This is a genomic window from Microbacterium karelineae (assembly GCF_009745985.1).
GTDB lineage: Bacteria > Actinomycetota > Actinomycetes > Actinomycetales > Microbacteriaceae > Microbacterium > Microbacterium karelineae.
Map to the genome: position 1 here is coordinate 111,118 of NZ_WFIX01000182.1, position 25,569 is coordinate 136,686.

The window sequence follows — 25,569 nt, forward strand, 5'->3', positions numbered from 1 at the left end:
CGCCCCCGCCCGCCGTCGGAGATCCCTCATGACCTCATCTCTCACACGCCCTCCGCGCACGAAGAAGCGCCCGCTGCGGGGCCAGGCGCGGACGGGAATCGCGATGGCGGCGCCCGCCGTCCTCCTCCTGTTCCTGTTCCTCATCGTCCCCGTCCTGCTCGGCTTCGGGCTCTCATTCACGAACGCGCGACTCATCTCGCCCAACGCGCCGCGCTTCGTCGGGCTCGACAACTTCATCCGCGCGCTCGTCGCGGATCCCGTCTTCGTGCGCTCGCTGATCAACACGTTCGCGTTCGCGATCATCGTCGTGCCGCTGCAGTCGGCCCTCGCGCTCGTGATGGCGGTCCTCATCAACCAGAAGCTGCGCGGCGTCACGTTCTTCCGCGTGATCTTCTTCGTTCCGGTCGTCACCTCGATCGTCGTCGTGTCGATCCTCTGGAAGCTGCTGTACCGCGATGACGGCCTCATCAACTCGTTCATCGACACCATCACATTCGGCGCCTGGCAGGGCATGGACTGGCTGAACGAGCCCGAGACCGCGATGGGCGCGATCATCGTCCTGTCGATCTGGCAGGCCGTCGGCTTCCACATGGTCATCTGGCTGTCGGGGCTGCAGACGATCCCCGAGGAGCTGTACGAGGCGGCGCGCGTCGACGGCGCGGGCACGTGGCGGCAGTTCACGAACGTGACCTGGCCGGGCCTGCGCCCGACGATGGTGTTCATCCTCATCACGATCACGATCGACGCGCTCCGCCTGTTCATCCAGATCGACGTCATGACACAGGGCGGGCCCGTCGGCTCGACGTCGACGCTCGTCTATCACGCCGTGCGCAAGGGGTACAGCGAGCAGGAGGTCGGATACGGATCCGCGATCTCGCTGATCTTCTTCGTCATCGTGCTCGCCATCGCACTCATCCAGCGGCGGCTGACCCGGGAGAAGGACTGACATGCCCGATTCGACATCCGTCCTCGTCACGGGCGCGCCCGGCAGCGCGCACGGGCGCCCGTCCGACGCGACGCTGCGCCGCCGGCGCCGCGTGTGGTCGTACGTGGCCATGAGCGCGATGGGCGTGTTCTTCGCCGCACCGCTCGTGTTCATGTTCGTCTCGAGCCTGAAGCCGTCCGGCCAGGTGCTGTCCGACTCGAGCTCGCTGCGCGCGCTCGCGCCCGTCGGCGACATCAGCATGGACAACTACGGCGCCGTCTTCGACCGGGTTCCGGTCGGCCAGTTCCTGTTCAACTCCGTGCTCGTGACGGTGTTCATCGTCGTGGGCGGGCTGATCGTGAACTCGATGGCGGGCTTCGCCCTGTCTCGACTCGAGTGGCGCGGCCGCGGCCTCGTGCTCGGCATCGTCATCGCGACGCTCATCGTGCCGTTCGAGACGATCGCCGTCCCGCTCGTGTACTGGGTCTCGATGCTCCCGACGCTCGTCATGGAGGGCGGGATCCTCAAGTACGACTTCGGGTGGCTGAACTCGTACCACGTGCAGATCGTGCCGTTCGTCGCGAACGCCTTCGCGATCTTCCTGTTCACTCAGTACTTCTCGACGATCCCGAAGTCGCTCGACGAGGCGGCGCGCATCGACGGCGCGAGCTGGTTCACGATCTACCGCAAGCTCATCGTGCCGCTCTCGGGCCCCGCGTTCGCGACCGTCGCGATCCTCACCTTCCTGCCCGCCTGGAACCAGTACCTCTGGCCCCTCATGACGGTGCAGAAGGAGGAGCTGCGGCCGGTCATGGTCGGCATGCAGTACTTCTTCCAGCTCAATCCCGAATGGGGCGAGGTCATGGCGTACACGTCGATGATCACGATCCCCGTCCTCATCGTCTTCCTCGCGTTCCAGCGCGCCTTCGTCAGCAGCATCGCGGCGACCGGCGTCAAGGGCTGAACGCCCCGACCTCCTCGAAAGGCACACATGTTCGACCTCCCCGGATCCTGGGTATGGGACTACTGGTTCGCCGACGACGGCGAGCGGTACCACCTCTTCTTCCTCTACGCCTCGCGCGCGCTGCATGACCCGGACGCGCGACACCACCGCGCGTCGATCGGCCACGCCGTCTCGACCGACCTGACCACCTGGATCCAGGTCGAGGACGCGCTCGTCCGCAGCGATGCCCCGGCCTTCGACGACCTCGCGACCTGGACGGGATCCGTCGTGCGCCGCGACGACGGAACGTGGGTCATGTTCTACACCGGAGCGTCGCTGGATCCGTCGGGGACCAACGTCCAGAGCATCGGATCCGCGACCTCGCCGGACCTGATGCGGTGGACGAAGACCGACGGCCCCCTGCTGGAGGCCGCCGCCCCGCACTACGAGAAGCTCGACGCGGGCGTCTGGCACGACGAGGCGTTCCGCGATCCGTGGGTGTTCCGCGACCCCGACGGCGACGGGTGGCACATGCTCATCACCGCGCGCGCTCCGGAGGGCGAGGTCTTCGGGCGCGGCGTCGTGGGCCACGCGACCTCGCCCGACCTCGAGGCGTGGACCCTGCGCGAGCCCCTGACGGCGCCCGTCGCCGACGGCTTCGGCCAGCTCGAGGTGCTGCAGGTCGAGGTCGTCGACGGCCGGCCCGTGCTGATCTTCTCGTGCGGGGCTGAGCACGCGACCCCGTCCCGTCGCGACGCGCGCGGCGGGACGTGGGCCGCGCCCGCCGAGTCGCTCACGGGCCCGTTCGACATCTCGGGCGCCTACCCGCTGACCGACGAGTCGCTCTACGTCGGGCGCCTGCTGCAGCGTCGCGAGGACGGGCGCTGGCTGCTGTTCGCCTTCCGCCACCTCGACGAGAACGGCGACTTCGTCGGCGGCGTGATCGACCCGCTGCCGGTCGAATGGCGAGGCGATCGTCTCGTCGTCGCCGAGACGGCGCCGACATCGGAGCACGCCACGACCTGACCGACACCTGGATCCCACCCCCACGACGACAACGGAGTCACGTGACATGAGAACGACCACGCGCAGCGGCACCTGTGCGCTCGTCGCGGCGGGGGTGCTCGCCCTCTCGATGACGAGCGCCCCGGCTGCGGCCGAGAACGCAGACGAATACCGCGCCGAGTACCACCTCACCGTCCCCGACCACTGGAAGAACGATCCCCAGCGGCCCATCCTGATCGACGGCACCTACCACTACTACTACCTCTACAACGGCGACTACGACGCCGATCCGAGCGCCAACTACGGCACGGAATGGCGGCACGCGACGAGCACCGACGGTGTGCGATGGGCCGATCAGGGCGTCGCCGCTCCGAAGGGCACCAATGCCAACTACGACCTCTGGTCCGGGTCGGCCGTCGTCGACACGGAGAACACGGCGGGGTTCGGCGACGACGCCGTCGTCATGCTCGTCACGCAGATGGACCACCCGACCGAGGCCGAGAAGGAGGACGCGTCCGGTCCGCAGGCGCAGTTCCTCTGGTACTCGACCGATGGCGGGTACAACTTCCGCCCGCACGGCGATCAGCCGGTGATGCCGAACGAAGGACGCGAGCACTTCCGGGATCCGAAGATCGTCTGGGATGAGGATCGCGGCCGCTGGGTCGCGCTCGTCGCGGAGGCCGACCGCGTCAGCTTCTACACCTCCCCCGATCTCCTCGACTGGACCCGCCGGTGGGAGTACGTCGACGACGGCATCGGCATGATCGAATGCCCCGATCTCTTCCGCATGCGCGCAGACGACGGCTCGGTCCGCTGGGTGTTCGGCGTCAGCGCGAACGGCTATCTCACCGATGACCCCGCGACCTTCGCGTACTGGACGGGCGACTTCGACGGCGAGCGGTTCCACTTCGACGACGCCGATCCCCGGTGGCTCGACGACGGATACGACTGGTACGGCGCCGTGACCTGGCCGGATGCCGAAGCTCCCCTCGACCGGCGCCTCGCCGTCGGCTGGATGAACAGCTGGGCCTACCCGCACGACACCGTCACGTGGCCCGCCGACGGCTTCAACGGAACCGACTCGATCACCCGCGAACTCCGACTCGTCGGCGACGGCGACGGTCACCGGCTCCTCTCCCGACCGGCTGCCGCTCTGGACGACCACGCGGCGCGCACGGTCGCCCTCGGCGACGTGGCGGTCGACGGCCACGAGGTGCTCGACTACCGCGGTGCCGCTTACCGGGTCGAGACGACTGTGGCGTGGGAGACCGCCGAGAACATCGGGCTCCAGGTCCGCCGCTCCGATGACGGCGCCCGGCACGCGGACGTCGGCGCGACGCGCGAGTACACGTACGTCAATCGCGGCGCCACGGGGCACCCCGGCGGGGACGAGACGCTCGAGAGCCGGGCGCCGTACGCACCGGGAGACGAGGTGCGCCTCACGGTGCTCGTCGATCGCACATCGGTCGAGCTGTTCGTCGACGACGGCAGCCGGGTGCACTCGAACCAGGTGTTCGCGCCGCCGGAGGACCTCGGCCTCGCCCTGTACACGGTCGGCGGGGGCGCTGTCTTCCGCGACGTCGTCGTGACCGAATTCGCGCCCATCGCGCTGCGCCCGGCTCGGGTGCTGAACGACTTCGAGTCCGCCGACTGGGGCGATGGATGGACGGCGACGGGTTCCTTCGCGGACGCCGGCACGACGGTTTCGGATCTCTCCGGTCAGGTCGGCGACCGCGTCGCCGACACCTTCGCCGGCGGCGGCGACTCCGCGACGGGATCGATCACCTCGCCCGCGTTCACGATCGACCGAACCCGGATCCGCTTCCTCCTCGCAGGCGGCGAGAATCCCCTCGGACAGGAGCCGGCGACGTCGGTGCAGCTTCTGATCGACGGGGAGCCCGTGCGCACGGCGACGGGACGGGACGATCCCGTGCTGCGTGCGGTTGAATGGGATGTCAGCGAGTTTGCGGGCCGCAGCGCGCAGATCCAGATCCTCGACGACGCCACCGGCGACTGGGGCCACCTCATCGTCGACCACATCGTGCACATGGACGGAGCAGCATGACGGACGCCCACTCCCCCGGATCCTCCCCACCCCGCTCCCTCGTCATCGGCGAGGCGCTCATCGACGAGGTGCGCGGCGCCGACGGGAGCACCGCCCGCACACCGGGCGGCAGCCCGTTCAACGTCGCGATCGGCCTCGCGCGGCTCGGCGTGCGCGCCGGCCTGCTCGCCCACATCGGCGATGACGACGACGGGCGGATCCTCGCCGCGCGCCTCGCGGACGACGGCGTCGACGACGTCGGCGAGGCGCACGGCGCGTCGTCCGTCGCGGCCGCGACGCTCGCGGCCGACGGATCCGCGTCGTACGACTTCCGGATCAGCTGGGAGCCGCGCCCGCTGCCCGCGATATGGGAGACGCCGTGGACGCACGTCCACATCGGATCCTTCACGGCGTTCTTCGACGAGACGCGCGCGCTGCTGGAGCGCGCGCTCGCGGGCTCCACGGATCCGCTCGTGACGTTCGACCCGAACATCCGCGCCGACCTCATCGGCGACCGCGAGGCCGCCGTCCGTCGCGTGCACGAGCTCGCCTCCTCGGCGCACGTCGTGAAGCTGAGCGACGAGGACGCCGAGTGGATCTTCCCGGGCCTCCCCCTCGACGACGTCGCGAACCGCCTCCTGGGCGACGGGCCGGCGCTCGTCGCGATCACACGCGGCGGCGACGGATCCCTGCTCGCGACCGCGCGCGAGCGCGTGAGTCTCCAGGCGCCGCGGGTCTCCGTCGTCGATACGATCGGCGCGGGCGACTCCTACATGGCGGCGCTCTCCGCGCACGTCATCGCGCGCGGCGGATCCCTGGCTGACTACGACCGCGACGGCCTCGCCGCGGCGGGCGACGCGGCCCAGCGCGCCGCCGCGATCACGGTCACGCGCCGCGGCGCGAACCCGCCCACGAGCGCCGAGCTGGGTTGAGCGCACCCCTGCCCCGTTGATATGACGCGCGCCGACCCGGCCTGACGAGCGGAGCGGGCACTCCCCGAGAACGGGGCGCCTGCGAGGCTCAGCCTCCGAGCGCGTCGCGCAGGAGCGACTTGAGCGCCCCGAGCTGCACCGACTCGATCTCCTCGTCAGTCGTCTGATCGCCGTCGAGGGCGCGCGCGGCGAGCCCCTCCTTGCGGTCGATGAGGTCGGCGATCCGCTGATCGATCGTCTGCGCCGCGATGATGCGCCACGCCGTGACCGGCTCGTCCTGGCCGATGCGGTGCACACGGTCGATCGCCTGCGTCTGCTCCGCCGCCGTCCAGCTCAGCTCGGCCAGCACGACGTTCGACGCCTCCTGGAGGTTGACGCCGACGCCGGCCGCCGTCAGAGAGCAGACCGCGATGCCGACGTGCGGGTCCTCGTTGAACGCGTCGATCGCCTTCTGGCGCGCCGCCGCGCTCTGCTCGCCGCGGATCGACACGGCCGTGATGCCGGCCTCGCGGAACTGCCGCTCGGCCTGATCCATCACGTCGATGTGCTTCGCGAAGAACACGACCTTGCCGACTGACCGCTGCAGCTGGGCCGCGTAGTCCGCCGCCAGCTGCGCCTTGCCCTGACCGATGCGGCGCACCATCGAGAACACGTTGTCGCCCTCGGCGCCCACCGCGCGGGACTCCTCGAGCTCGCCCGATGCGACGAGGTGCACGATGTCCTCGTCGATCTCGTGCGCCCCGAGGCCGCGGTCGCCGCGCGCCTCGATGATGCGGCGATACCGCGTGACGAGGCGCTTCGCGAGCTCGCGCTCAGCCTGCGCGATGGAACGGCCGAACTCGTCGTCGAGCTGCACGGGCATGTCGGCGATGAGCTTGTCGGGAAGGTCGCGCGCGACGTCCTTCTTCCGGCGGCGCACGATGCCCATGTCGATGACCGACTGTCGCGCTGCCGGATAGAACGCCTTGTCGGCGGGCGTGTAGCCCGTGGCGTCGAGGCGCTCCATGAGCTCCGGGCCCGGCTTCGTGCCGTCGGCCCAGCCGAGGAAGCGCCAGATCGCATCGAAGTCCTCGACATCGTTGATGAGCGGCGTTCCCGTGAGGGCGAGGAGCAGCGGGTCCCCGTTCGGCGTCGTCTCGCGCACGCGCTGGGCGAGGGCGAGCACGTTCTGCGAGCGCTGCGACGAGAGGTTCTTGATGAAGTGCGCCTCGTCGACAACCATGCCGCGCAGGCCGACCTCGGCGAGCCAGCCCAGGTGGCGATCGAGGATCTCGTAGTTCACGATGAACACATCGGCGAACGCGTCGACGTCCTTGCCGTCGCCCATGATGACGCTCGCGCGGCGCTGCGGCGTCCAGCGCTCGACCTCGCGCGCCCAGTTCATCTTGACGACGTTCGGCACGACCACGAGCAGCGGATACGCGTCGGCGACGGAGGCCGCGAGGACCGACTGCGCGGTCTTTCCGAGGCCCGGTTCGTCGGCGAGGAGGAAGCGGCGGTGCCCGTCGCGGACCGCCTCGATGAAGCGCGACTGGTGTCGCATGATCTCGAGACCGCGCGGCGACAGCCGGTCGAACTCGGGCACCTCGGGCAGCGGCATCGTGGCGGCTCCCCCGCCGGCGCCCTGCGCGAACGCCTTGTACAGCGGCCCCATGAGCTCCCAGCTGTCGAGCCGGCGGCGCGGGTGGGCCACGGGGACGCAGCGCGTCGGGTCGGGTGCGAGGAACGGGTTCGACTCGATGCGTGCGTCGACCTGCGGGGGCCGCACGGCGCGCTCGGCCGCGACGGCCGGAACGATCGGCTCGGCGACAGCGGGCTTCGCGTCGTCGATGACGAGCTCCTCGGGCGCGAGCTCGACGCCGGCGTCGAGCAGCCAGTCGCGCCGCATGCGCCGCGCGACGGGGCTCGTCGCCTGGTCGACCTCGAGCAGCTGGATGAGCGACGTGTCGCGGGCCGCGGTCTTCGCGAGGATCGTCGCGACGCCGTCGAGGCGCTTGAGCAGCTCCGCCCGCGGCGTCGCGCCGAGGGCCTCGTCGGCCTTCACCCTGGCGCGCTCCTCGCGCACCAGGAACGCGATCACCTGGAACTTGATGCGATTGGTCGGCCCGAGCTTGTTCTTCTGGGCCTTCGCCTCGACCTCGCGCACCTTGCGCGCGAGGATCGGGATGATGGGCGCCTCGTCGTCGCGACGTGCGGACGAGGACTTCTTGCGCTGCCGCGCGGGTGCCGTAGTCGGCATGCTCCTCCTGAGCCTTCATCGCCGTGGGCCTGTTCAGCCGACGGGCCGTGAGGTCTTTCGTCGCGGATCGCGGCGCCGAACCGGGTGGGGTCGACGCGGCCGGAGAGCCCGACCACAATGCTCCGCGGGTGACGGAGGCCAGTCTACGCCATTCCCGCGGGATCTCCACGATTGCGGCGGGTAGCCTGGCCGCATGGCAATCGAGCTCACAGAGAAGCACGTCGCGCAGGCGATCGACCACGCGATCCTCAAACCGAACCTCATCCGCGCGGACGTCGACCGCGAGCTCGACATCGCAGCGGAATGGGGCGTCTTCAGCGTCTGCGTGCGGCCGTCGGACGTCGCCTACGCCGTCGCGCGTCTCGACGGCACCGGCGTCGCGGTCGGCACCGTGATCGGCTTCCCGCACGGCACGACATCGACCGCCGCGAAGGTCGCCGAGCTCCGCCAGGCGAAGGCCGACGGCGCGAGCGAGTTCGACATGGTGATCCACATCGGCGGCCTGCTCAGCGGAGAGGACGAGCGCGTCGTCGACGACATCCGCGCGGTCGTCGACGCGGCGGAGGGATCCGTGTCGAAGGTGATCCTCGAGACGAGCTTCCTGGACGACGAGCAGATCGCCCGCGGCTCGCGCCTGACGGAGCAGGGCGGCGCGACGTTCGTCAAGACCTCGACGGGCTTCGCCGGCGGCGGCGCTACCGTGGAGCACGTCTCGCTCATGCGTGCGACGGTGTCGGACGCGGTGCAGGTGAAGGCGTCGGGCGGCGTGCGCGGCCTCGATTCGGCCGCGGCCATGCTCGCGGCCGGGGCGACGCGCCTCGGCACGAGCGCGAGCGCGACGATCCTCGGCGAGCTGCGCGCACGGATCGCGGGCGGCGAGGCGACGACCGCCGAGGACGCCTCCAGCTACTGACGCGGTCGCGTCACCGGCTGAGCAGGATGCGCGCGGATTCCACGTCCGCGCGCATCTGCGCGATGAGCGGATCGAGGCCGTCGAAGGCGACCATGCCGCGGATCCGGTGCGCGAACTCGACGTCGACCGTGCGGTCGTACAGGTCGAGGTCGTCGCGATCCAGCACGTGCGCCTCGACGACCCGGTTCTCGACGTCGTCGAACGTCGGATTCGTGCCGACGGAGATCGCCGCGGGGTACCGCGCCCCCATGCCGAGCTCGCCCTCGGGGCGCCGCACGACGACCCAGCCTGCGTAGACGCCGTCCGCCGGGACGAATCCCGTGAGATCGGGGGCGAGGTTCGCGGTCGGGAACCCGAGCTCGCGCCCCCGGCGCAGCCCGCGCACCACGGCGCCCCGGACGGCGTGCGTGCGCCCGAGGAGCTTCGCCGCCCGCTCGACGTCGCCGGACGCGAGGAGCTCGCGGATCCAGGTCGATGACACCCGCCGCCCCTCGTCGCCCCCGATGGCGCCGCTCGCGATGTCGTCGATCACGTCGACCGCGAATCCGTGCTCGGCGCCCATCCGCAGCAGGAGTTCGACGTCGCCCGCTCCGCCGTGCCCGAACCGGAAGTCCCTCCCGACGAGCAGGTGCGTCGCGCGCAGCGCGCGGACGAGGTACCTCGTCACGAACTCCTCCGCCGGAACCGCTGCGAGTTCGGCGTCGAAGCGCAGCACGAGAGCCGCGTCGAGTCCCGTCGCGGCCAGCAGGTCGATCTTCTGCTCGACGCCGACGAGCGACTCCGGGCAGTGCTCCGGGGCGATCGTGGCGAGCGGGTTGCGGTCGAACGTCACGGCGACGGTCTTCGCATCGAACGAGGCGGCATCGACGAGGAGCTTGTCGATGATCGCCCTGTGCCCGGCGTGGACCCCGTCGAACTTGCCGATCGCGACGACCGTGCGCCCGAGGTCGGCGGGGATCTCCGACGCATCGCGCATCACGATCATGCGGCGGCCTCCGCACGACCAGGTCGGCGCGATGCGAGATACCAGAGCCCGATGAAGGGCAGCGCGAGCGGCACCCAGACGTATCCCTGCCCGTAGAGCGACCACACAGTCGCGTCGGCGTGGAACACGTCGGGGACCACCCAGCTGAGGGTGCCGATCACGAGCACGCCGACGAGCTCGAACAGCACGGCGACCCAGGCGACGCGATACCAGGCGGCGCCCTTCGACAGCAGCAGCGCGACCGTCGCGAGGATGTACACGACGGCGGCCGCGGCGCTCAGCAGGTACGGTACCGGTGCCTGGTCGAACCGCCCCGCGATCTGGACGAACGAGCGGCCCGTCGCGGCGAGGGCCATGACGGCGTACACGAACGTGAGCACCGTTCCGATGCCGGTGATGCGGCGGGATGTGCGGGTGGGAGACATAGCGGATCCAGCTTAGTGATCCGCGCCTGACACTCGGCCGTTCACGCCGCCGACGGAAGCGTCCAGATCACGTGCATGCGGTAGACCATGACGGCGACCGCGAGGGCGAGCACCCCCATGACGACGACGCTCCACCGGCCACGGTCCACGAATGCCCAGACGATGCCGCCGATCGGGAGGATCGCGGCCGACACGAGGTAGGTCCAGAACTCGAGGAGATCCCCCGTCGGGGCGTTCCCCACGAACGGCGCGACGATCGCGACGACGATCTGCGCGACGAGCAGCAGCTGGACGAGGGCGAGGGCGCCGACCGAGACATCGCCGGGGCGGCGTCCGGCGAGGCCGAGCACGACGCAGAGCACACCGGCGAGAGCCGCGACCGCGACCTGCGCGATCGTGAACCAGAGGATCATCGCGCCGGCCCGTCCTGCGGCTCGGGCATGTTCATGACGCTCTTCATCGCGGATCCGCGGCGCTCGACGACGCCGATGAGCACGCCGCCAGGATCGATCGCCGCGCGCAGGCCGTCAAACGGCTCCGGCGCCTCGACGCGCTTGCCGTGGCGCAGATCACGCGCGCTGTCCGCGGACACGTCGAGCCCGCCGAGCACACGCCGCGCGGCGTCGGCGGGGCTCACGAGGGCCGCGCCTTCGAGGTCGTCGGCCCCCGGGGCGCCCTCGACGTCGAACGACCCGATCCGCGTGCGGCGGAGCATCGTCAGATGCCCGCCCACCCCGAGGGCAGCGCCGAGGTCGCGCGCGAGGGCTCGGATGTACGTGCCCGAGGAGCAGTCGACCTCGACGTCGAGATCGATGACGCCGGCGCTGCGGCGCACTGCGGAGATCTCGAAGCGCGAGATGGTGACATCGCGCGCCTTCAGCTCGACCTCCTCCCCCGCGCGGACCCGGTCGTACGCCCGCCTGCCGTCGACCTTGATCGCCGAGACGGAGCTCGGCACCTGCGAGATCTCGCCTGTGAGGGCGGCGATGCCGTCGCGGATCCCCTCGTCCGTGACGCCCGCGATGGCGTCCGCCGAGGCCGTTCTGTCGATGTCGCCGTCCGCGTCGTCGGTCGTGGTCGTCTGGCCCAGCCGGATCGTGGCCAGATAGGTCTTGTCGAGCCCGACGATGAAGGTGAGCAGCCGCGTCGCTGCCTCGACGCCGACGATCAGCAGCCCCGTCGCCATCGGGTCGAGTGTGCCGGCATGCCCGACCTTCCGGGTGCCGCGCGCGCGTCGCGCACGGGCGACGACATCGTGAGACGTGATTCCCGAGGGTTTGTCGACGAGCAGGATCCCGGATTCGGCCATGCGCTCCAGCCTATTCCGGGTCGATGCCCGCATCCTCCGAGCCCGCCCTCAGGCCCACCCGCGCGGGCGATCAGGCGCAGGGCTCGTAGGCGGGTTCCTCGCCCGAGATGACCGAGACGGACACGGCGCCGTCGTAGCCGTCGAGGTAGGTGAAGACGAGCGCGCCCGCCCCGTCGTCGTCGGCGATCGTGACGAAGGTGCGGTCTGCGATCGCGGAGCTCGACTCGTCGGCGGAGTCGTACGTGCCGAGCACCTGCGACTTCGTCGATCCGAGGCCGAGGTCCTCCTCCGTGCGGGGGCCGACGCCCATCGTGTCGCCATTCCAGCCGACGCTGATCTCCACGACGTCGTCGGAGTCGTCGCGGTCCTTGATGATCATGATGTCGTACGCGTTGTCATCGGCGTATCCGTACGCCACGCCGTCGCAGTCGAGCGGCCCGATGCCCGACGCGCGGATCTCCTTGAGCGCGTCGTCATAGTCGGCCGCGACCTCGACCGGGCCGATGCCGTGCTCCGTGACGACCCACGAGTCGGGATCCGCCGGGTCGTTCGTCGGCGCCGCCTCCGGCGTGGGGGTCGGCGTCGGGAGCGCCGACGTGCCGAGCGACGTCGATGCCTCGGGCGAAGGCGCCTCGGGGACGGTCGGGACCTCGGTCGAGCAGGCCGCGAACGCGCCCGCACCCAGGATCAGCGCCGCGGCGGCGGCGCTGGCACGGCGCGCGCGGGGGTGCGTCATGGTGTCTCCGGGGGATCGTCGAACGTACTGTGTGCGGCTCCTGCGAGACTACGCGGCGAATGACACAGGACGGTCACGAAACCGGGAGGGAATGCAACCGTTCGATCACGATCGCCTCGACATACACTGATCGGATGCCCTCCCCTCGCCTCGCCGGCGCGCTCGCACCCTGGTATCGGCACGCGGCTCGCGACCTGCCCTGGCGTCGCCCCGGGTTCGGCGCCTGGGGCACGCTCGTGAGCGAGTTCATGCTGCAGCAGACCCCCGTGAGCCGCGTGATCCCGCGCCTCGAGGCCTGGCTCGAGCGGTGGCCGACGCCGGCCGATCTCGCGGCCGCCGCGCCGGCGGATGCCGTCACGCAGTGGGCGAACCTCGGCTATCCGCGCCGTGCCCTCTGGCTGCACCGCGCGGCCGTCGAGATCCGCGACCGGCACGCGGGAGTCGTCCCCCGAGACGTCGACGCCCTGCTCGCTCTCACCGGGATCGGCGACTACACGGCCCGCGCCGTCGCCGTCTTCGCGTACGGCGATCGCCACCCCGTCGTCGACACGAACACGCGGCGCGTGCTCGCGCGAGCGATCGACGGCTCGGCCCACCCGGGCGCGGCACACCGCCGCGACCTCGAGAAGATGGCGGCGCTGCTGCCCGAGTCGGCCGGCGAGGCGGCGATCGTGAACGCCGCAGCCATGGAGCTCGGCCAGACCATCTGCACGGCCCGCGCGCCGCGGTGCGGCGAATGCCCTGTGCGCGCCGAGTGCGCATGGGTGGCGGCCGGATCCCCCGCTACGCCGGACACGCGCCGGAAGCAGGCGCGCTACGAGGGCAGCGACCGGCAGGCCCGCGGCATCGTCCTCGGCGCGCTGCGCGCCGCGGATCCCGAGCCGCTGCCAGCGGCGGCCCTGCTGATCGACTGGCCCGATCGCGCCCAGCGCGACCGGGCGATCGCGTCGCTCTTCGACGACGGTCTCATCGCGTCGGACGGCGAGCTCGTGTCGCTGCCGCGCTGACGCCTCAGGCCTCGTCGTCCTCGTCGGGGTGCTTGTACGGGTCCTCGTCGCCCGCGTACTGCGCGGTCGCCGCGAGGCCGTGCACCTGCTCATCGCGCTCGCGCGCCTGGCGCAGCAGGTCGGACAGGTGCGACGCCTCCTCCGGGAGCGCGTCGGCGATGAACTCGAGCGTCGGGGTGAGGCGCGTGTTCAGATGCCGACCGACCTCGCTGCGCAGCAGGCCTGTCGCCGACCGCAGCGCGGCGGCCGTGCCCTCGCGCTCCTCGTCTGTCCCGTAGACCGTGTAGAAGACGCTGGCGTTCTGCAGATCGCCCGTGACGCGCACATCGGTGATCGTCACGAAGCCGAGGCGCGGGTCGCGCAGCCCCTTCTGCAGGCGCTCCGACAGGATCACGCGAATGCGGTCGGCGACGCGCGCCTGCCGTTCGAAACCGGACATGATGTTCCTTTCTCCAGACGATCCTGCCGGGTGACCCGCGAAAGGGCCACCCGGCAGGATCGATCAGTGCGAGCTCCGCGTCAGTCGCGCGGCTTCTCGACCATCTCGGTCGTCTCGATCTCGTCGCCGATCTGGATGTCGTTGAACTTCCCGAGGCCGATACCGGCCTCGAAGTCGGTCTTGACCTCGGTCACGTCGTCCTTGAAACGACGCAGCGACTCGATGGCCAGGCCATCGGCGAGCACGACGCCGTCGCGGATGACGCGCGCCTTGGCGTTGCGCGTGATCGTGCCGCTGCGGACGATGACACCCGCGATGTTGCCGAACTTCGACGAGCGGAAGACCTCGCGGATCTCGGCGACACCCGACTGCACCTCCTCGAACTCGGGCTTGAGCATGCCCTTGAGCGAGGCCTCGACATCGTCGATCGCGTTGTAGATGACGTTGTAGAAGCGGGTGTCGACGCCCTCGCGCTGAGCGGCCTCGCGCGCCTTGGTGTCAGGACGCACATTGAAGCCGAGCACGATCGCGTTGTCGATCGTGGCGAGGTTGATGTCGCTCTCCGTGATCGCGCCGACACCGCGGTGGATGATCCGCAGCTGCACGCTGTCGTCGACCTCGATCTTGAGCAGCGCCTCCTCGAGCGCCTCGACGGCACCCGAGACGTCGCCCTTGATGATGAGGTTGAGCGACTCGACCTTGCCCTCTTCGAGCGCCTTCGTGAAGTCCTCGAGCGACATGCGCTTGCGCGCCTTCGCCAGGGCGGCGTTGCGCTCGACCGCCTCGCGCTTCTCGGCGATCTGACGAGCGGTGCGGTCGTCCTCGGGGACGAGGAACAGGTCGCCCGCGCGCGGGACCGAGTTGAGGCCCTGCACCTGGACGGGACGCGACGGAGCCGCCTCCTGCACCCGGTCGCCGTGCTCGTCGATCATGGCGCGCACGCGGCCGAAGGCCGTGCCCGCGACGATCGGATCGCCGACCCGCAGCGTTCCGCCCTGCACGAGGACGGTCGCGACGGAACCGCGGCCCTTGTCGAGCTTCGCCTCGATCGCGATGCCGCGCGCCTCCTTGTGGGGGTTCGCGCGGAGGTCGAGGCCCGCGTCGGCCGTGAGGAGGACCGCGTCCAGGAGGTCCTGGATGCCGTCGCCCTTGATCGCCGACACGTCGACGAACATCACGTCGCCGCCGAACTCCTCGGCGACGAGGCCGTACTCGGTGAGCTGCGAACGCACCTTGGCCGGGTTGGCGTCGGGCTTGTCCACCTTGTTGACCGCGACCACGACCGGAACGTCTGCCGCCTGGGCGTGGTTCAGCGCCTCGACCGTCTGCGGCATGATGCCGTCGTCGGCCGCGACGACGAGGATCGCGATGTCCGTGACATCGGCACCGCGGGCTCGCATGGCTGTGAAGGCCTCGTGACCCGGGGTGTCGATGAACGTGATCGCGCGGTCGTGGCCGTCGTGCTCGGTCCAGATCTGGTAGGCGCCGATGTGCTGCGTGATGCCGCCGGCCTCGCCCTCGATCACCGTCGTGTTCCGGATCGCGTCGAGCAGCCTGGTCTTACCGTGGTCGACGTGACCCATCACGGTCACCACGGGAGGACGGATCTCGAGGTTCTCGTCGTCCTCTTCGAGCTCTTCCTGCTCGAGGTTGAGGCCGAAGCTCTCCAGGAGCTCCTTGTCCTCGTCCTCGGGCGAGACGACCTCGACCTTGTAGCCGATCTCGGCGCCCAGCACCTCGAACGTGGACTCGTCGAGCGACTCGGTCGCCGTCGCCATCTCACCGAGGTGGAACAGGACCGTGACGAGGTTGCCGGGGGGAACCGGCACACCGTGCATCTGCTCGATCTTCTCAGCGAAGTCGGCGATCGACGCGCCGCGGCGCATGCGGATGACCGTGTTGCCGTCGCCGCGGGGAACCTTGACGCCGCCGACGACGGGAGCCTGCCGCATCTCGAATTCCTGGCGCTTCGCCCGACGCGACTTGCGCTGACGCGACTTGCCGCCGCCCTTGCCGAAGGCGCCGGCCGTGCCGCCGCGACGGCCACCCGGGCCGGGACGACCCGCGAAGCCGCCACCGGGGCGGAAGCCGCCGGCACCCGCACCGCCGCCTGCGCCGGGACCGCCGCCGCCGGGACGCTGCTGGAACGGCGCGCCGCCGCCCGGACGACCGCCACCGCCACCAGGACGACCACGACCGCCGCCGCCCGGACGACCGCCGGGCTTCGGGGCGCCGGGACGCGGTGCCTGCGGCTTCGGGGGCCGCGGGATGTTGCCGGGGCTGGGACGCTGCCCCATGCCCTGCGCGGACGAGTACGGGTTGTTGCCGGGACGGGGGCCGTCCGGACGCTTGCCCATGCCCTGCGACGAGCTGAAGGGGTTGTTGCCGGGGCGAGCCTGGCCGGGCTTGGGGGCGCCCGGTGCGGCGCTCCCGCCGGGCTTCGGCGCGCCGGAGGCCGCACCGGGCTTCGGAGCACCCGAGGCTGCGCCACCGGGCCTCGGAGCACCCGGAGCGGGCGCCTCGGACGTGCGCGCGGGCGCCGGCGCGGCCGCGCCGGGCGACGGAGCCGAGCTGCCCGGTGAAGGAGCCGCGCTGCCGGGCGAAGGAGCCGACGACGGCTTCTTCGCGGGCTCGGGCTTCTTCTGGGCGGGCTTCGGCCCGGGCGTGGGGGCGCCTGGCTTCGCGCCGGACGGGGCACGGCCGGCGCCCGGCTTCGGGGCGCCGCCCTTCGCCGCGGGCTTCGCGGCGTCGGCGGGCTTCGCGGAGCCATCGGCCTCGAACGCAGCGCGCAGCTTGCGCGCGACGGGCGGCTCGACGGTCGACGAGGGGCTCTTGACGAACTCGCCGAGCTCCTTCAGCTTCGCGAGCGCCGTCTTGCTGTCGACGCCGAGCTCGGCCGCGATCTCATGTACGCGTGGTTTTGCCACAATTCTCCTGTCTGGGCGAGGCTGCCCAGACAGGGCAGACCTCTAAAGGCGGACGGGTCTCATTTCGAGCCGTTCACTTGATTTCCATAGCTGTTCAGCCGTTCCTCGAGTGTCTGCGTGTCAAGTGGCCCCGACACGCGGAGTGCTCGTACGAATGCGCGCCTCTGGAGGGCCAGTTCGACGCACGTACGATCCGGGTGCACCCACGCGCCCCTCCCCGGCATCGAACCGGGCTCGTCGATGATGAGCCGGGAATCGGTGGCGATCACCCGCAGAAGAGCGGATCGGGAGGCACGAGCGCGGCATCCGACGCACGTTCGTACGGGTTCCATCCTACACGCCTCGTATCGCACGGCCGCCCTGGGCGCGGCGTCAGTCCTCGTCGAGGATGCTGTCGGGCTGGATATCGATCTTCGCGCCCGTGAGCTTCGCGGCGAGTCGGGCGTTCTGGCCCTCCTTGCCGATCGCGAGCGAGAGCTGGTAGTCGGGAACGAGCGCGCGCACGGCCTTCGTCTTCTCGTCGAGGACGAACGCCGAAGACACCTTGGCAGGGCTGAGCGCGTGGGCGACGAACGAGGCGAGATCGGGGTCGTAGTCGACGATGTCGATCTTCTCGCCGCCCAGCTCGTCCTGCACGGCGCGGACGCGCCGGCCGAGTTCGCCGATGCATGAGCCCTTGGCGTTGATCGACGCGTCGCGTGCTACGACGGCCATCTTCGTGCGGTGGCCCGCCTCGCGGGCGAGCGAGGTGATCTCGACGAGACCCGAGGCGATCTCGGGCACCTCGAGCGCGAACAGCTTTCGCACGAGCCCGGGGTGCGTGCGCGAGACGGTGATCGACGGGCCCTTCGGGCCGCGCGAGACGCTCGTGACGAACACACGAAGGCGGGTGCCGTGCGGGTACTCCTCGCCGGGGACCTGCTCCTCGGGCGGGAGGATCGCCTCGACCGTGCCGAGGTCGATGTGGATCATGCGGGGGTTGGGGCCCTGCTGCACGACCCCGGCGACGATGTCACCCTCCTTGCCACGGAACTCACCCAGCACGGCGTCGTCGGCGATGTCACGGAGCCGCTGGCTGATGACCTGCTTCGCGGCGTAGGCGGCGATGCGCCCGAAGTCCTCGGGGTTCTGCTCCTCCTCGCCGACGACCGCTCCGTCTTCGTCGGTGACGGGGGTCAGCACGGCGACGTGGCCGGTCTTGCGGTCGAGCTCGGCACGCGCGCCGTCGGGCACCTCGCCGCTCTGCGTCACATGCTTCGCGAAGGCGGTGAGCACGGCCTGTTCGATGATCGCGGCGAGCTCATCGAACGGAATCTCCTTCTCACGCTCGATCGAACGCAACAGAGCAAGATCGATCTCCACAGCAGCCTCCCTATTCAGCTCTCCCACGCGGCCGTCTCTCGCACCGGTGGCGTCTCGACGATACCGGATCCGTCCCGCGGCTGAGCTGTGCGAACACGCCGAGGGCCCGACCCCTGGTGGGGAGTCGGGCCCTCGGCGGGATGTGCGATCAGAGTCGGTCGACGTTCAGGCCCCATCCCTTGCCCACGCCGTTCCCGTTGCCGAGGCCCTTGCCCTTGCCCCGCCCCTTGCCGGGGTGCTCGGGAGCCTCCGCGGAGGCCACCTCGATGCCGACGACGATCGGGTTGTGGTCGCTCGCGCGGAAGACGGTTTCGTCGTAGAGCAGCGTCGCGTTGTAGTTGTACCGGCTGTACTCGTAGCCGACCTGCTCCTGCGCGTTGATCTGCCAGACGTCGACGCCTGTCACGGCCTCGAGCGCGGCGCCGTTGGCGAAGACGTGGTCGAGCGAACCCGACATGCCGTCGTAGACGTAGGTCGCCTCGCCGCCGTTGAGGGCGTAGTTGAGGTTGGTGTAGCCCGCGCCCTCGATCGTGCGCGCCGGGTCCTCCGCCGCGTACGCGTTGAAGTCGCCCGTGAGGAAGACCCCGTCGATGCCCGTGGCCTCGCGCACGTCGTCCGCGAAGGCGACGAGCGAGGACGCCTGCGCGATGCGGTCGGGGTTGGCCTTGCCCTGGCCCGTGCCGTCGTCGACGCCGGAGCCCTTCGACTTGAGGTGGTTCGACGCCACCAGGAACGCGTCGTCATCGCTCGCGCCTCGGGCCTTGAAGCCCTGGAACAGCGGCTCGCGCGCGTTGACGAACGCCGGGTCGCCCGTGAGGATGTGCGAGTCTCCGACGAGCTCGACGTCAGCCGTGCGGAAGATGAACGCGTTGCGGATCACGTCTTCCTCGGCCGGCACCTCGTCGGGGCTCGCGGCGTAGCCCCACACGCCGTCGCCGTCGCGCTCGTTCAGCGCGGCGACGAGCGTCGCGACCGCGGCGTCGCGGTCCTTCCCGAAGGCGGCGGAGTTCTCGATCTCCTGGAGCGAGACGATCGAGGCGCCCATCGTGCTGATCGCGTTCACGATCTTCGCCTCCTGCCGCGCGAAGCTCTCGTCGGTCGCGGCGCCGCGCGGGCCGTTCGGCTCGCAGCGGTTCGACCCGATCGGCGTGCCCTCCCGGTCGTCGTACGTCGTGCACGTGCCGAGCCCCGACTCCACGAAGTCGGCCGCGGTCGTCGGGAAGTAGTTCAGGACGTTGAAGTTCGCGATCGAGATGTCCCCGCCGACGTCCTGAGGCTCGGCATTCGCCGCGCGCTCGTCGCCGAACGTGACGACCTCGGATCCGTCGCCCACGATGGGCGTCGTGGGCTGCAGTCGCCATCCGCCGTAGCGGTAGTCGAGGACGACGGGCTGGACGAACTCGACCTCGGCGCCGACGCGCACGGGCGAGTCGAGGGTGAGGTACGAGAGCGGCTCGTCCGTACGGCTGCTGAAGTTGGTGCTGCGCGCGTCGTCGAGCGTGATCGACCGCGCGGCGTTCTCGGCGAGCGCCGCGTCGATCGCCTCGGCGTCGTGCGGGTCGATGTCGGCCGTCGGCTGTCGCAGCGGCTCGTCCCCGTGCGCGAGCAGGAAGCTCCCGTAGAAGTTCGCGTCGTAGTTGTCGCTCACCGTGAAGGGCGCGTCGAGCTGGACGAGCTCGCTCTCGTGCGCTTCCCTGCCCTCGTCCGTCGCGATCTGCTCCCAGTCGGTGAGCGGTTCGATCGCCCCGAGATCGCCCTCGAGCACCTCGATGTCGTCGACCGTGATCTCGGTGAGCCCGTCGTATTCGCTGACCTCGCCCGTCACCCGCACGCTCTCGCCGATCTCGGCGCGCGCGTTCTCGCCCCAGACGAAGATCGCGTCGGAGGCGCCGTCGGACGGGTCGCCCGCGGGATCCTGCAGCGTGAAGCCGTTGAAGCCGCCCTCGCGCCAGTCGGCCGTGACGACGCCCTCGACGATGACGGTCGCGCCCTGGTGCTCGCTCGCATCGCCCGTGCCCTGCACCTCGGCGATCGACAGGGCGATCGGATCGGTCGGCGTGGGGTCGGGATCCTCGGATCCGCCATCGCCGCCCGCGCTCGCCGGCGTCGGCGCGCCGACCGTGAAGTCGGCGGAGTTGTCGTCGCTGTCGGCGCCGTCGGCGCCGCGCGACGCGCTCGTCGAGTTGCTGAGGCCGCCGGCCGCATCCTGCTCGTAGGAGGCAGCGGATCCGTAGCCGACCATGTCGACGAGGCCCTCCGCGCCCGCGAGGTCGCCCTCGGTCGCGGGGAAGGCGCCGTCGCCCTCGTAGAGGTAGACACGCCCGCTCGAGGCGGACATGTTCATGGAGCCCGTCTGGTCGGCCGCCGGGAGGGCCTCGCCCGCCCCGCTGCCCGCCGCGAGCTGCACGAGGAAGTGCGTGCCCGGCTCGACTGTGCCCTCGAGGGCGAGCGTGCCGCCCGACCCGCCCGCAGCCGACTTGTACTCGAGCCGCAGGCCCGCGAGGTCGATCTCGGCGTCCGTCGGGTTGAAGAGCTCGACGAAGTCGTGCGTCAGGGGCGCGCCGCTGTTGCCGCCGCCTCCGTACACCTCGCTGATGACGAGGCCGGATCCGTCAGGTGCGGCGACGGCCGCCGCCGGGACGGCGACGAGGCCGCCGAGCGCCAGCCCGGCGCTCGCGAGCGCGGCCGCACCGCGGCGCGCGTGGGGTCGTGTCTGCTGTGACATGCGTGAGGGTCTCCCAGTAGAGCTGATCGGATTCGGCCGACGAACGTCGGCAACCTCCGAATGGTGCCACCGACGTGTTTCCCGAACCTATCCACCAGGTGGCCAGGAGGGAAACTGCCCCTGATCCTGCCGGAGACCCCCGACATTCCTCCCGCGCCGCGCCCCTACGCCGTGAGACGGGCGACGGCATCCGCGAGCGGGATCGTCTCGCGCTCCCCCGTGCGGCGGTCCCAGAGCTCGACCTCGCCGTCCTTCGCGCCGCGTCCGACCACGACGAGCTGCGGCACCCCGATCAGCTCGGCGTCGCCGAACTTCACGCCGGGAGACGCCTTCGGGCGGTCGTCGAAGAGCACGTCCCTGCCCGCGACCTCGAGGGCGGCGATCAGCTCGTCGGCGAGGTCATAGGCCTCCTGGCCCTTGCCCGTCGCGACGACGTGCACGTCGAACGGCGCGATCTGCGCGGGCCAGATGAGGCCTCGCTCGTCGCTCAGGAGCTCGGCGATGATCGCGAGCACGCGCGTGACGCCGATGCCGTACGAGCCCATCGTCACGGTGACCTGCTTGCCGTTCTCGTCGAGGACCTTGAGCCCGAGCGCCTCGGCGTACTTGCGGCCGAGCTGGAAGACGTGCCCGATCTCCATGCCGCGCTCGAGGCGCACGGGGCCGGATCCGTCCGGCGCCGGATCTCCTGCGCGCACGTTCGCGACCTCGACGAAGCCGTCGGCCGTGAAGTCACGGCCGGCGACGAGCCCCGACACGTGGCGATCGACCGCGTTCGCACCCGTGATCCAGCGCGTTCCGTCCACGATGCGCGGGTCGAGGAGGTAGCGGATCCCCGTCGCCGACTCCTCCCCGAGGAACGTCCCATCGGCGGTCCACGGCCCGATGAAGCCGCGCACGAGAAGCGGGTGCTTCGCGATGTCCTCCGCCGTCGCCGGCTCGACCTCGGCCGGGGCGAAGGCGACCTCGACCCGCTTGTCGTCGACGCCGCGGTCGCCGGGGATGCCGACGACGATGATCTCGCGCTCGCCGCCCGGATGCGTCAGGGCCAGCACGACGTTCTTCAGCGTGTGCGCGGCCGTCCAGCCGCCCTCGGGCGCGCCGGGAACGGCCTCGTTGGCGTGGGCGACGAGCGTGTCGATCGTCGTCGTGCCCGGCGAGTCGTAGACGGCGGGGGCGGGGGCGTCGTCGAAGCCGATCGCGTCGGGCACCAGGGTTGTGAACGCCTCGACGTTGGCGGCGTACCCGCCGTCGCTGCGGACGAAGGTGTCCTCACCGACGGGAGTCGGGTGCAGGAACTCCTCGCTGCGCGATCCGCCCATGGCGCCCGCATCGGCCTGCACGATCTCGTACTCGACGCCGAGGCGCTGGAAGATGCGCTCGTACGCGTCGCGCTGCGCTTCGTAGCTCGCGTCGAGGCCCGCGTCCGTGTGATCGAACGAGTACGCGTCCTTCATCGTGAACTCGCGGCCGCGCAGCAGGCCCGCGCGCGGCCTGGCCTCGTCGCGGTACTTGTCCTGGATCTGATAGATCGTCAGCGGCAGGTCCTTGTACGAGGTGTAGAGGTCCTTCACGAGCAGCGTGAACGCCTCCTCGTGAGTGGGGGCGAGGAGGTAGTCGCCCTGCTTGCGGTCCTGCAGCCGGAACAGGCCGTCGCCGTACTCCGTCCAGCGGCCCGTCTGCTCGTACGGCTCGCGGGGCATCAGCGCGGGAAAGTGCACCTCCTGCGCGCCGGCCGCCTCCATCTCCTCGCGCACGATCTTCTCGATGCGCGTCTTCACGCGCAGGCCGAGCGGCAGCCAGGCGAAGATGCCGGGGGCCTGGCGCCGGATGTATCCCGCGCGCACCAGCAGACGGTGACTGCGCACCTCCGCATCGGCGGGATCTTCACGGAGCGTGCGAACGAAGAGCTTAGACAGACGGGTGACCACAGACGAAGTCTACGGCCGCTGCCGCTGTGCGCCGTCACGCCGCAGGCGCGCGGGTAGCGTGACGGCATGAGGTTCTCACTCTGGCTCCCGGCCCACCTCCCCTGGCGGGAGCTGCGCGCCGCCGCACAGCACGTCGAATCCGCCGCCGGCACCACCACGTGGCGCGGGCTCTGGATCGAAGACCACTTCATGGACAACACCGCCGAGCCGAACGACGGGGCGCGCGGAGAATGCCTCACGCAGCTCACGGCGCTCGCGAGCTCGACCGCGCGCCTGCGCGTCGGATCCATGGTGCTCGGCAACACCTACCGTCATCCGGCCCTGGTCGCGAAACAGGCCGCCTCCCTCAGCGACATCGCGGACGGCCGCTTCGTCCTGGGCATCGGCGCCGGATGGCAGGAGAACGAGCATCGCGCGTTCGGCCTCCCGTTCGGCGACGTACCGAGTCGGATCCGCTGGTTGCGCGAGTCGCTCGACGTCATCACGCGGCTGCGCGACGAGGACTTCGTCGACCACGCCGGTGAGCGGTACACGCTCGAACGAGCATCGCTGAATCCGCGCCCCCACGCCGATCTGCCGATCCTCGTGGGCGGCAAGGGCGAGAAGGTCATGCCGAAGATCGTCGCCCGCTACGCCGATGAGTGGAACTTCTGGTCGCGCCCGGACGAGTACGCCCGAAAGAACCGGATCTTCACCTCTGCGCTCGAGAGCGCGGGGCGCGATCCGCGTTCTCTGTGGCGGACGACGCAGGCGTTCGTGCTCCATGGCCAGGAGGGCGCGAAGCGGGCCGCGCAGATGACGCGCCCCGCGATCGGCGGATCCACGGCGGAGATCGTCGACCAGCTGGGCTCATACGCCGCCGCGGGCGTCGACGAGTTCATCCTCCCCGTCGTGAACCTGCGCTCGGCGTCGGAGATCGCCGACGCGTCCGATCGCTTCCTCGCAGAGGTCGCGTCGCGCCTCTGACGGCGAGGATCTCCCGAGTGCCGTTCCGTCGCCGACCGCGCACGAAAGGGCGCGTCGGCACTCGCGAACGCGCTCCTGCTCGCGCGCGGGCGCCTCAGCGCCAGCCGATGAGGACGGCGCCGCCGGCGAGCGCCGAGCCGAGCGCGAGCAGCAGGGCGATGCCGATGAGGATCGCGTGCACCGTGAGGAAGCGCGTCGGGCGCCCGTCCTCGTCGCGGGCGCGGGGATCCGCCGCGACGCGCGAGTAGAAGCGCGGCCAGACGACGACGTTGAAGGCGGCGTTGACGAGGAGCAGCAGGGCGAGGAAGGTCAGCACGCCCCCATTGTCGCCCCGCGTCCTGCGAGGCGGGTCGACAACGGCAGCCTCATATGCCATTATCTGCGTATGAACGCAAATAAGAAGACATGCGGATTGGATCCGGACAGCTCCTTCGTCGAGCTCGCCGTCGAGGTGTTCCAGATGCTCGCCGATCCGACGCGCGTGCGCATCGTCCTCGCCCTGCGCCAGAACGAGGAGCTCTCGGTCGGGCGCCTCGCCGACATCGTCGACAAGTCACCCGCCGCGGTCTCTCAGCACCTCGCGAAGCTGCGGATGGCACGCATCGTCCAGGCGCGGCAGGACGCGCAGCGGGTGTTCTACCGGCTCGAGAACGAGCACGCCTCGCAGCTCGTCACCGACGCCATCCAGCAGGCCGAGCACACGATCGGCACTCCGCGCCACCACCACGAGGCCCGCGATGACTGACCACGCACACGCGCACCCCCACACCGCGGCGCAGGAACACGACCATCCGCGCGGCCTCCGCGGCTTCCTGCACGAGATCTTCGTCCCTCACACGCACGACGTCGCCGATTCGATCGACGACGCCGCCCGCGCGAACAGGGCCGGGATCCGCGCCGTCAAGGTGAGCCTCGTGCTCATGCTCGCCACGACGCTGGCGCAGGCCGCGATCGTGGTGGTGAGCGGATCCATCGCGCTCCTCGCCGACACCGTGCACAACCTCTCCGATGCCCTCACCGCCGTGCCGCTGTGGATCGCGTTCGTGCTCACGCGCCGCCGCCCGACGCGGACCTATCCCAACGGCCTCGGGCGCGCCGAGGACCTCGCCGGGCTCGCGATCGTCGCGACGATCGCGCTGTCGGCCGTCGTCGCGGCATGGCAGGCGATCGATCGCCTCATCGATCCCCAGCCGATCTCGCACCTCGGCTGGGTGATGGCGGCGGGCATCGTCGGCTTCGCCGGCAACGAGGCCGTCGCGATCTACCGCATCCGCGTCGGCCGTCGCATCGGCTCGGCCGCGCTCGTCGCCGACGGCGTGCACGCCCGCACGGACGGCTTCACGTCTCTCGCGGTCGTGCTCGGCGGGCTCGGGGTCATGCTCGGCTTCCCGCTCGCGGATCCGATCGTCGGCCTGCTCATCGCCGCGCTCATCGTCGCACTGCTCGTCGGCACCCTGCGCTCGGTGGGGCGCCGCCTGCTCGACGGCGTGGATCCGCAGCTCACGCTGCGCGCCGAGGAGGCGCTCTCGCACGTGCCCGAGATCGAGAGGGTCGACCGGCTGCGGCTGCGCTGGAGCGGCCACCGCCTCCAGGGCGACGCGGTCGTCGCCTGCGCGGGACGTACGGCCGCCGACGTCGACCGCGTGCGCACCGCGGTGCAGCGCGAGGCGCGCGAGCACCTCCCCCACCTCGACACGTTCATCGTCGAGGTCGCCCCGTCGGCGTCTCCTCGCGACCCGACCGCCTGACGGGGCGC

The 25,569-nt window shown here is 70.8% G+C and carries 23 protein-coding genes; 10 read left to right on the forward strand and 13 right to left on the reverse strand.

Features of this window, described 5'->3' with window-relative positions:
- Positions 1 to 28 precede the first annotated feature (28 nt).
- The 5 genes from GB932_RS09550 (at position 29) to GB932_RS09570 (ending at position 5,849) form a co-directional block, all read left to right on the forward strand.
- The gene (locus tag GB932_RS09550) at positions 29 to 946 is read left to right on the forward strand and encodes a carbohydrate ABC transporter permease (protein ID WP_231916105.1); all 918 of its coding nucleotides are present in this window, start codon (positions 29 to 31) and stop codon (positions 944 to 946) included.
- A 109-nt stretch (positions 947 to 1,055) separates the two neighbouring features.
- Complete coding sequence (locus GB932_RS09555; RefSeq protein WP_438616713.1) at positions 1,056 to 1,889, forward strand: carbohydrate ABC transporter permease; 834 nt, start codon at positions 1,056 to 1,058, stop codon at positions 1,887 to 1,889.
- A 27-nt stretch (positions 1,890 to 1,916) separates the two neighbouring features.
- Entirely contained in the window at positions 1,917 to 2,894 is a 978-nt protein-coding gene (locus GB932_RS09560; RefSeq protein ID WP_156760464.1) for a glycoside hydrolase family protein, read from the forward strand.
- A 46-nt stretch (positions 2,895 to 2,940) separates the two neighbouring features.
- Positions 2,941 to 4,938: a glycoside hydrolase family 32 protein gene (locus GB932_RS09565; protein WP_156760465.1), complete on the forward strand. Its 1,998-nt coding sequence runs from the start codon at positions 2,941 to 2,943 to the stop codon at positions 4,936 to 4,938.
- Positions 4,935 to 5,849 (forward strand): carbohydrate kinase family protein, encoded by a 915-nt coding sequence (locus GB932_RS09570; RefSeq protein ID WP_156760466.1) that lies wholly within the window; start codon positions 4,935 to 4,937, stop codon positions 5,847 to 5,849. Before GB932_RS09565 ends, GB932_RS09570 begins: the two co-directional genes overlap by 4 nt.
- 88 nt (positions 5,850 to 5,937) lie before the next feature.
- Here the strand turns inward: GB932_RS09570 and GB932_RS09575 are convergent, their stop codons facing one another.
- Positions 5,938 to 8,088, reverse strand: a complete 2,151-nt coding sequence (locus GB932_RS09575; protein ID WP_156760467.1) for a DEAD/DEAH box helicase — start codon at positions 8,086 to 8,088, stop codon at positions 5,938 to 5,940.
- 193 nt (positions 8,089 to 8,281) lie between these two features.
- On the opposite strand from GB932_RS09575, the gene deoC reads away from it, so the two are divergent.
- Entirely contained in the window at positions 8,282 to 9,001 is a 720-nt protein-coding gene (gene deoC / locus GB932_RS09580; RefSeq protein WP_156760468.1) for a deoxyribose-phosphate aldolase, read from the forward strand.
- A 10-nt stretch (positions 9,002 to 9,011) separates the two neighbouring features.
- On the opposite strand, the gene GB932_RS09585 is transcribed toward deoC, so the two are convergent.
- The 5 genes from GB932_RS09585 to GB932_RS09605 form a co-directional block, all read right to left on the reverse strand.
- Complete coding sequence (locus GB932_RS09585) at positions 9,012 to 9,986, reverse strand: bifunctional riboflavin kinase/FAD synthetase (protein WP_156760469.1); 975 nt, start codon at positions 9,984 to 9,986, stop codon at positions 9,012 to 9,014.
- On the reverse strand, positions 9,983 to 10,411 hold the full coding sequence (locus GB932_RS09590; RefSeq protein WP_156760470.1) for a hypothetical protein: 429 nt from the start codon (positions 10,409 to 10,411) through the stop codon (positions 9,983 to 9,985). The genes GB932_RS09585 and GB932_RS09590 overlap by 4 nt, the downstream gene beginning before the upstream one ends.
- Before the next feature lie 41 nt (positions 10,412 to 10,452).
- Complete coding sequence (locus GB932_RS09595; protein ID WP_156760471.1) at positions 10,453 to 10,824, reverse strand: hypothetical protein; 372 nt, start codon at positions 10,822 to 10,824, stop codon at positions 10,453 to 10,455.
- A complete protein-coding gene (gene truB, locus GB932_RS09600; RefSeq protein ID WP_156760472.1) occupies positions 10,821 to 11,720 on the reverse strand; it encodes a tRNA pseudouridine(55) synthase TruB in 900 nt (299 codons plus the stop codon). The genes GB932_RS09595 and truB overlap by 4 nt, the downstream gene beginning before the upstream one ends.
- A 70-nt stretch (positions 11,721 to 11,790) precedes the next feature.
- On the reverse strand, positions 11,791 to 12,456 hold the full coding sequence (locus GB932_RS09605; protein ID WP_156760473.1) for a hypothetical protein: 666 nt from the start codon (positions 12,454 to 12,456) through the stop codon (positions 11,791 to 11,793).
- A 134-nt stretch (positions 12,457 to 12,590) separates the two neighbouring features.
- Between GB932_RS09605 and GB932_RS09610 the strand changes: the two genes are divergently transcribed.
- Positions 12,591 to 13,463, forward strand: a complete 873-nt coding sequence (locus GB932_RS09610; protein ID WP_156760474.1) for an iron-sulfur binding domain-containing protein — start codon at positions 12,591 to 12,593, stop codon at positions 13,461 to 13,463.
- Between the two features lie 4 nt (positions 13,464 to 13,467).
- Here GB932_RS09610 and rbfA read toward each other — a convergent pair whose 3' ends face one another.
- From rbfA to GB932_RS09640, 6 genes are all read right to left on the reverse strand, one after another.
- A complete protein-coding gene (gene rbfA / locus GB932_RS09615) occupies positions 13,468 to 13,902 on the reverse strand; it encodes a 30S ribosome-binding factor RbfA (RefSeq protein ID WP_156760475.1) in 435 nt (144 codons plus the stop codon).
- An 80-nt stretch (positions 13,903 to 13,982) separates the two neighbouring features.
- Positions 13,983 to 16,829, reverse strand: coding sequence for a translation initiation factor IF-2 (gene infB, locus GB932_RS09620; RefSeq protein ID WP_156760476.1), 2,847 nt, complete (start codon positions 16,827 to 16,829; stop codon positions 13,983 to 13,985).
- A gap of 59 nt (positions 16,830 to 16,888) precedes the next feature.
- Entirely contained in the window at positions 16,889 to 17,161 is a 273-nt protein-coding gene (locus tag GB932_RS09625; protein ID WP_156760477.1) for a YlxR family protein, read from the reverse strand.
- Positions 17,162 to 17,201: 40 nt separating this feature from the next.
- Complete coding sequence (nusA, locus tag GB932_RS09630) at positions 17,202 to 18,191, reverse strand: transcription termination factor NusA (protein WP_156760478.1); 990 nt, start codon at positions 18,189 to 18,191, stop codon at positions 17,202 to 17,204.
- A gap of 148 nt (positions 18,192 to 18,339) precedes the next feature.
- Positions 18,340 to 20,916: an ExeM/NucH family extracellular endonuclease gene (locus tag GB932_RS09635; RefSeq protein ID WP_156760479.1), complete on the reverse strand. Its 2,577-nt coding sequence runs from the start codon at positions 20,914 to 20,916 to the stop codon at positions 18,340 to 18,342.
- Positions 20,917 to 21,080: 164 nt separating this feature from the next.
- Entirely contained in the window at positions 21,081 to 22,847 is a 1,767-nt protein-coding gene (locus GB932_RS09640) for a proline--tRNA ligase (protein WP_156760480.1), read from the reverse strand.
- A gap of 66 nt (positions 22,848 to 22,913) precedes the next feature.
- Between GB932_RS09640 and GB932_RS09645 the strand changes: the two genes are divergently transcribed.
- Positions 22,914 to 23,813 carry an LLM class flavin-dependent oxidoreductase gene (locus GB932_RS09645; RefSeq protein WP_156760481.1) on the forward strand — a complete coding sequence of 300 codons (900 nt, stop codon included), beginning with the start codon at positions 22,914 to 22,916 and terminating at the stop codon, positions 23,811 to 23,813.
- 94 nt (positions 23,814 to 23,907) lie between these two features.
- Here the strand turns inward: GB932_RS09645 and GB932_RS09650 are convergent, their stop codons facing one another.
- Positions 23,908 to 24,129 (reverse strand): SCO4848 family membrane protein, encoded by a 222-nt coding sequence (locus GB932_RS09650; RefSeq protein WP_156760482.1) that lies wholly within the window; start codon positions 24,127 to 24,129, stop codon positions 23,908 to 23,910.
- 69 nt (positions 24,130 to 24,198) lie between these two features.
- Between GB932_RS09650 and GB932_RS09655 the strand changes: the two genes are divergently transcribed.
- Both GB932_RS09655 and GB932_RS09660 read left to right on the forward strand, forming a co-directional pair.
- Complete coding sequence (locus tag GB932_RS09655) at positions 24,199 to 24,558, forward strand: ArsR/SmtB family transcription factor (RefSeq protein WP_156760483.1); 360 nt, start codon at positions 24,199 to 24,201, stop codon at positions 24,556 to 24,558.
- The gene (locus GB932_RS09660; protein WP_156760484.1) at positions 24,551 to 25,561 is read left to right on the forward strand and encodes a cation diffusion facilitator family transporter; all 1,011 of its coding nucleotides are present in this window, start codon (positions 24,551 to 24,553) and stop codon (positions 25,559 to 25,561) included. Before GB932_RS09655 ends, GB932_RS09660 begins: the two co-directional genes overlap by 8 nt.
- Positions 25,562 to 25,569 lie beyond the last annotated feature (8 nt).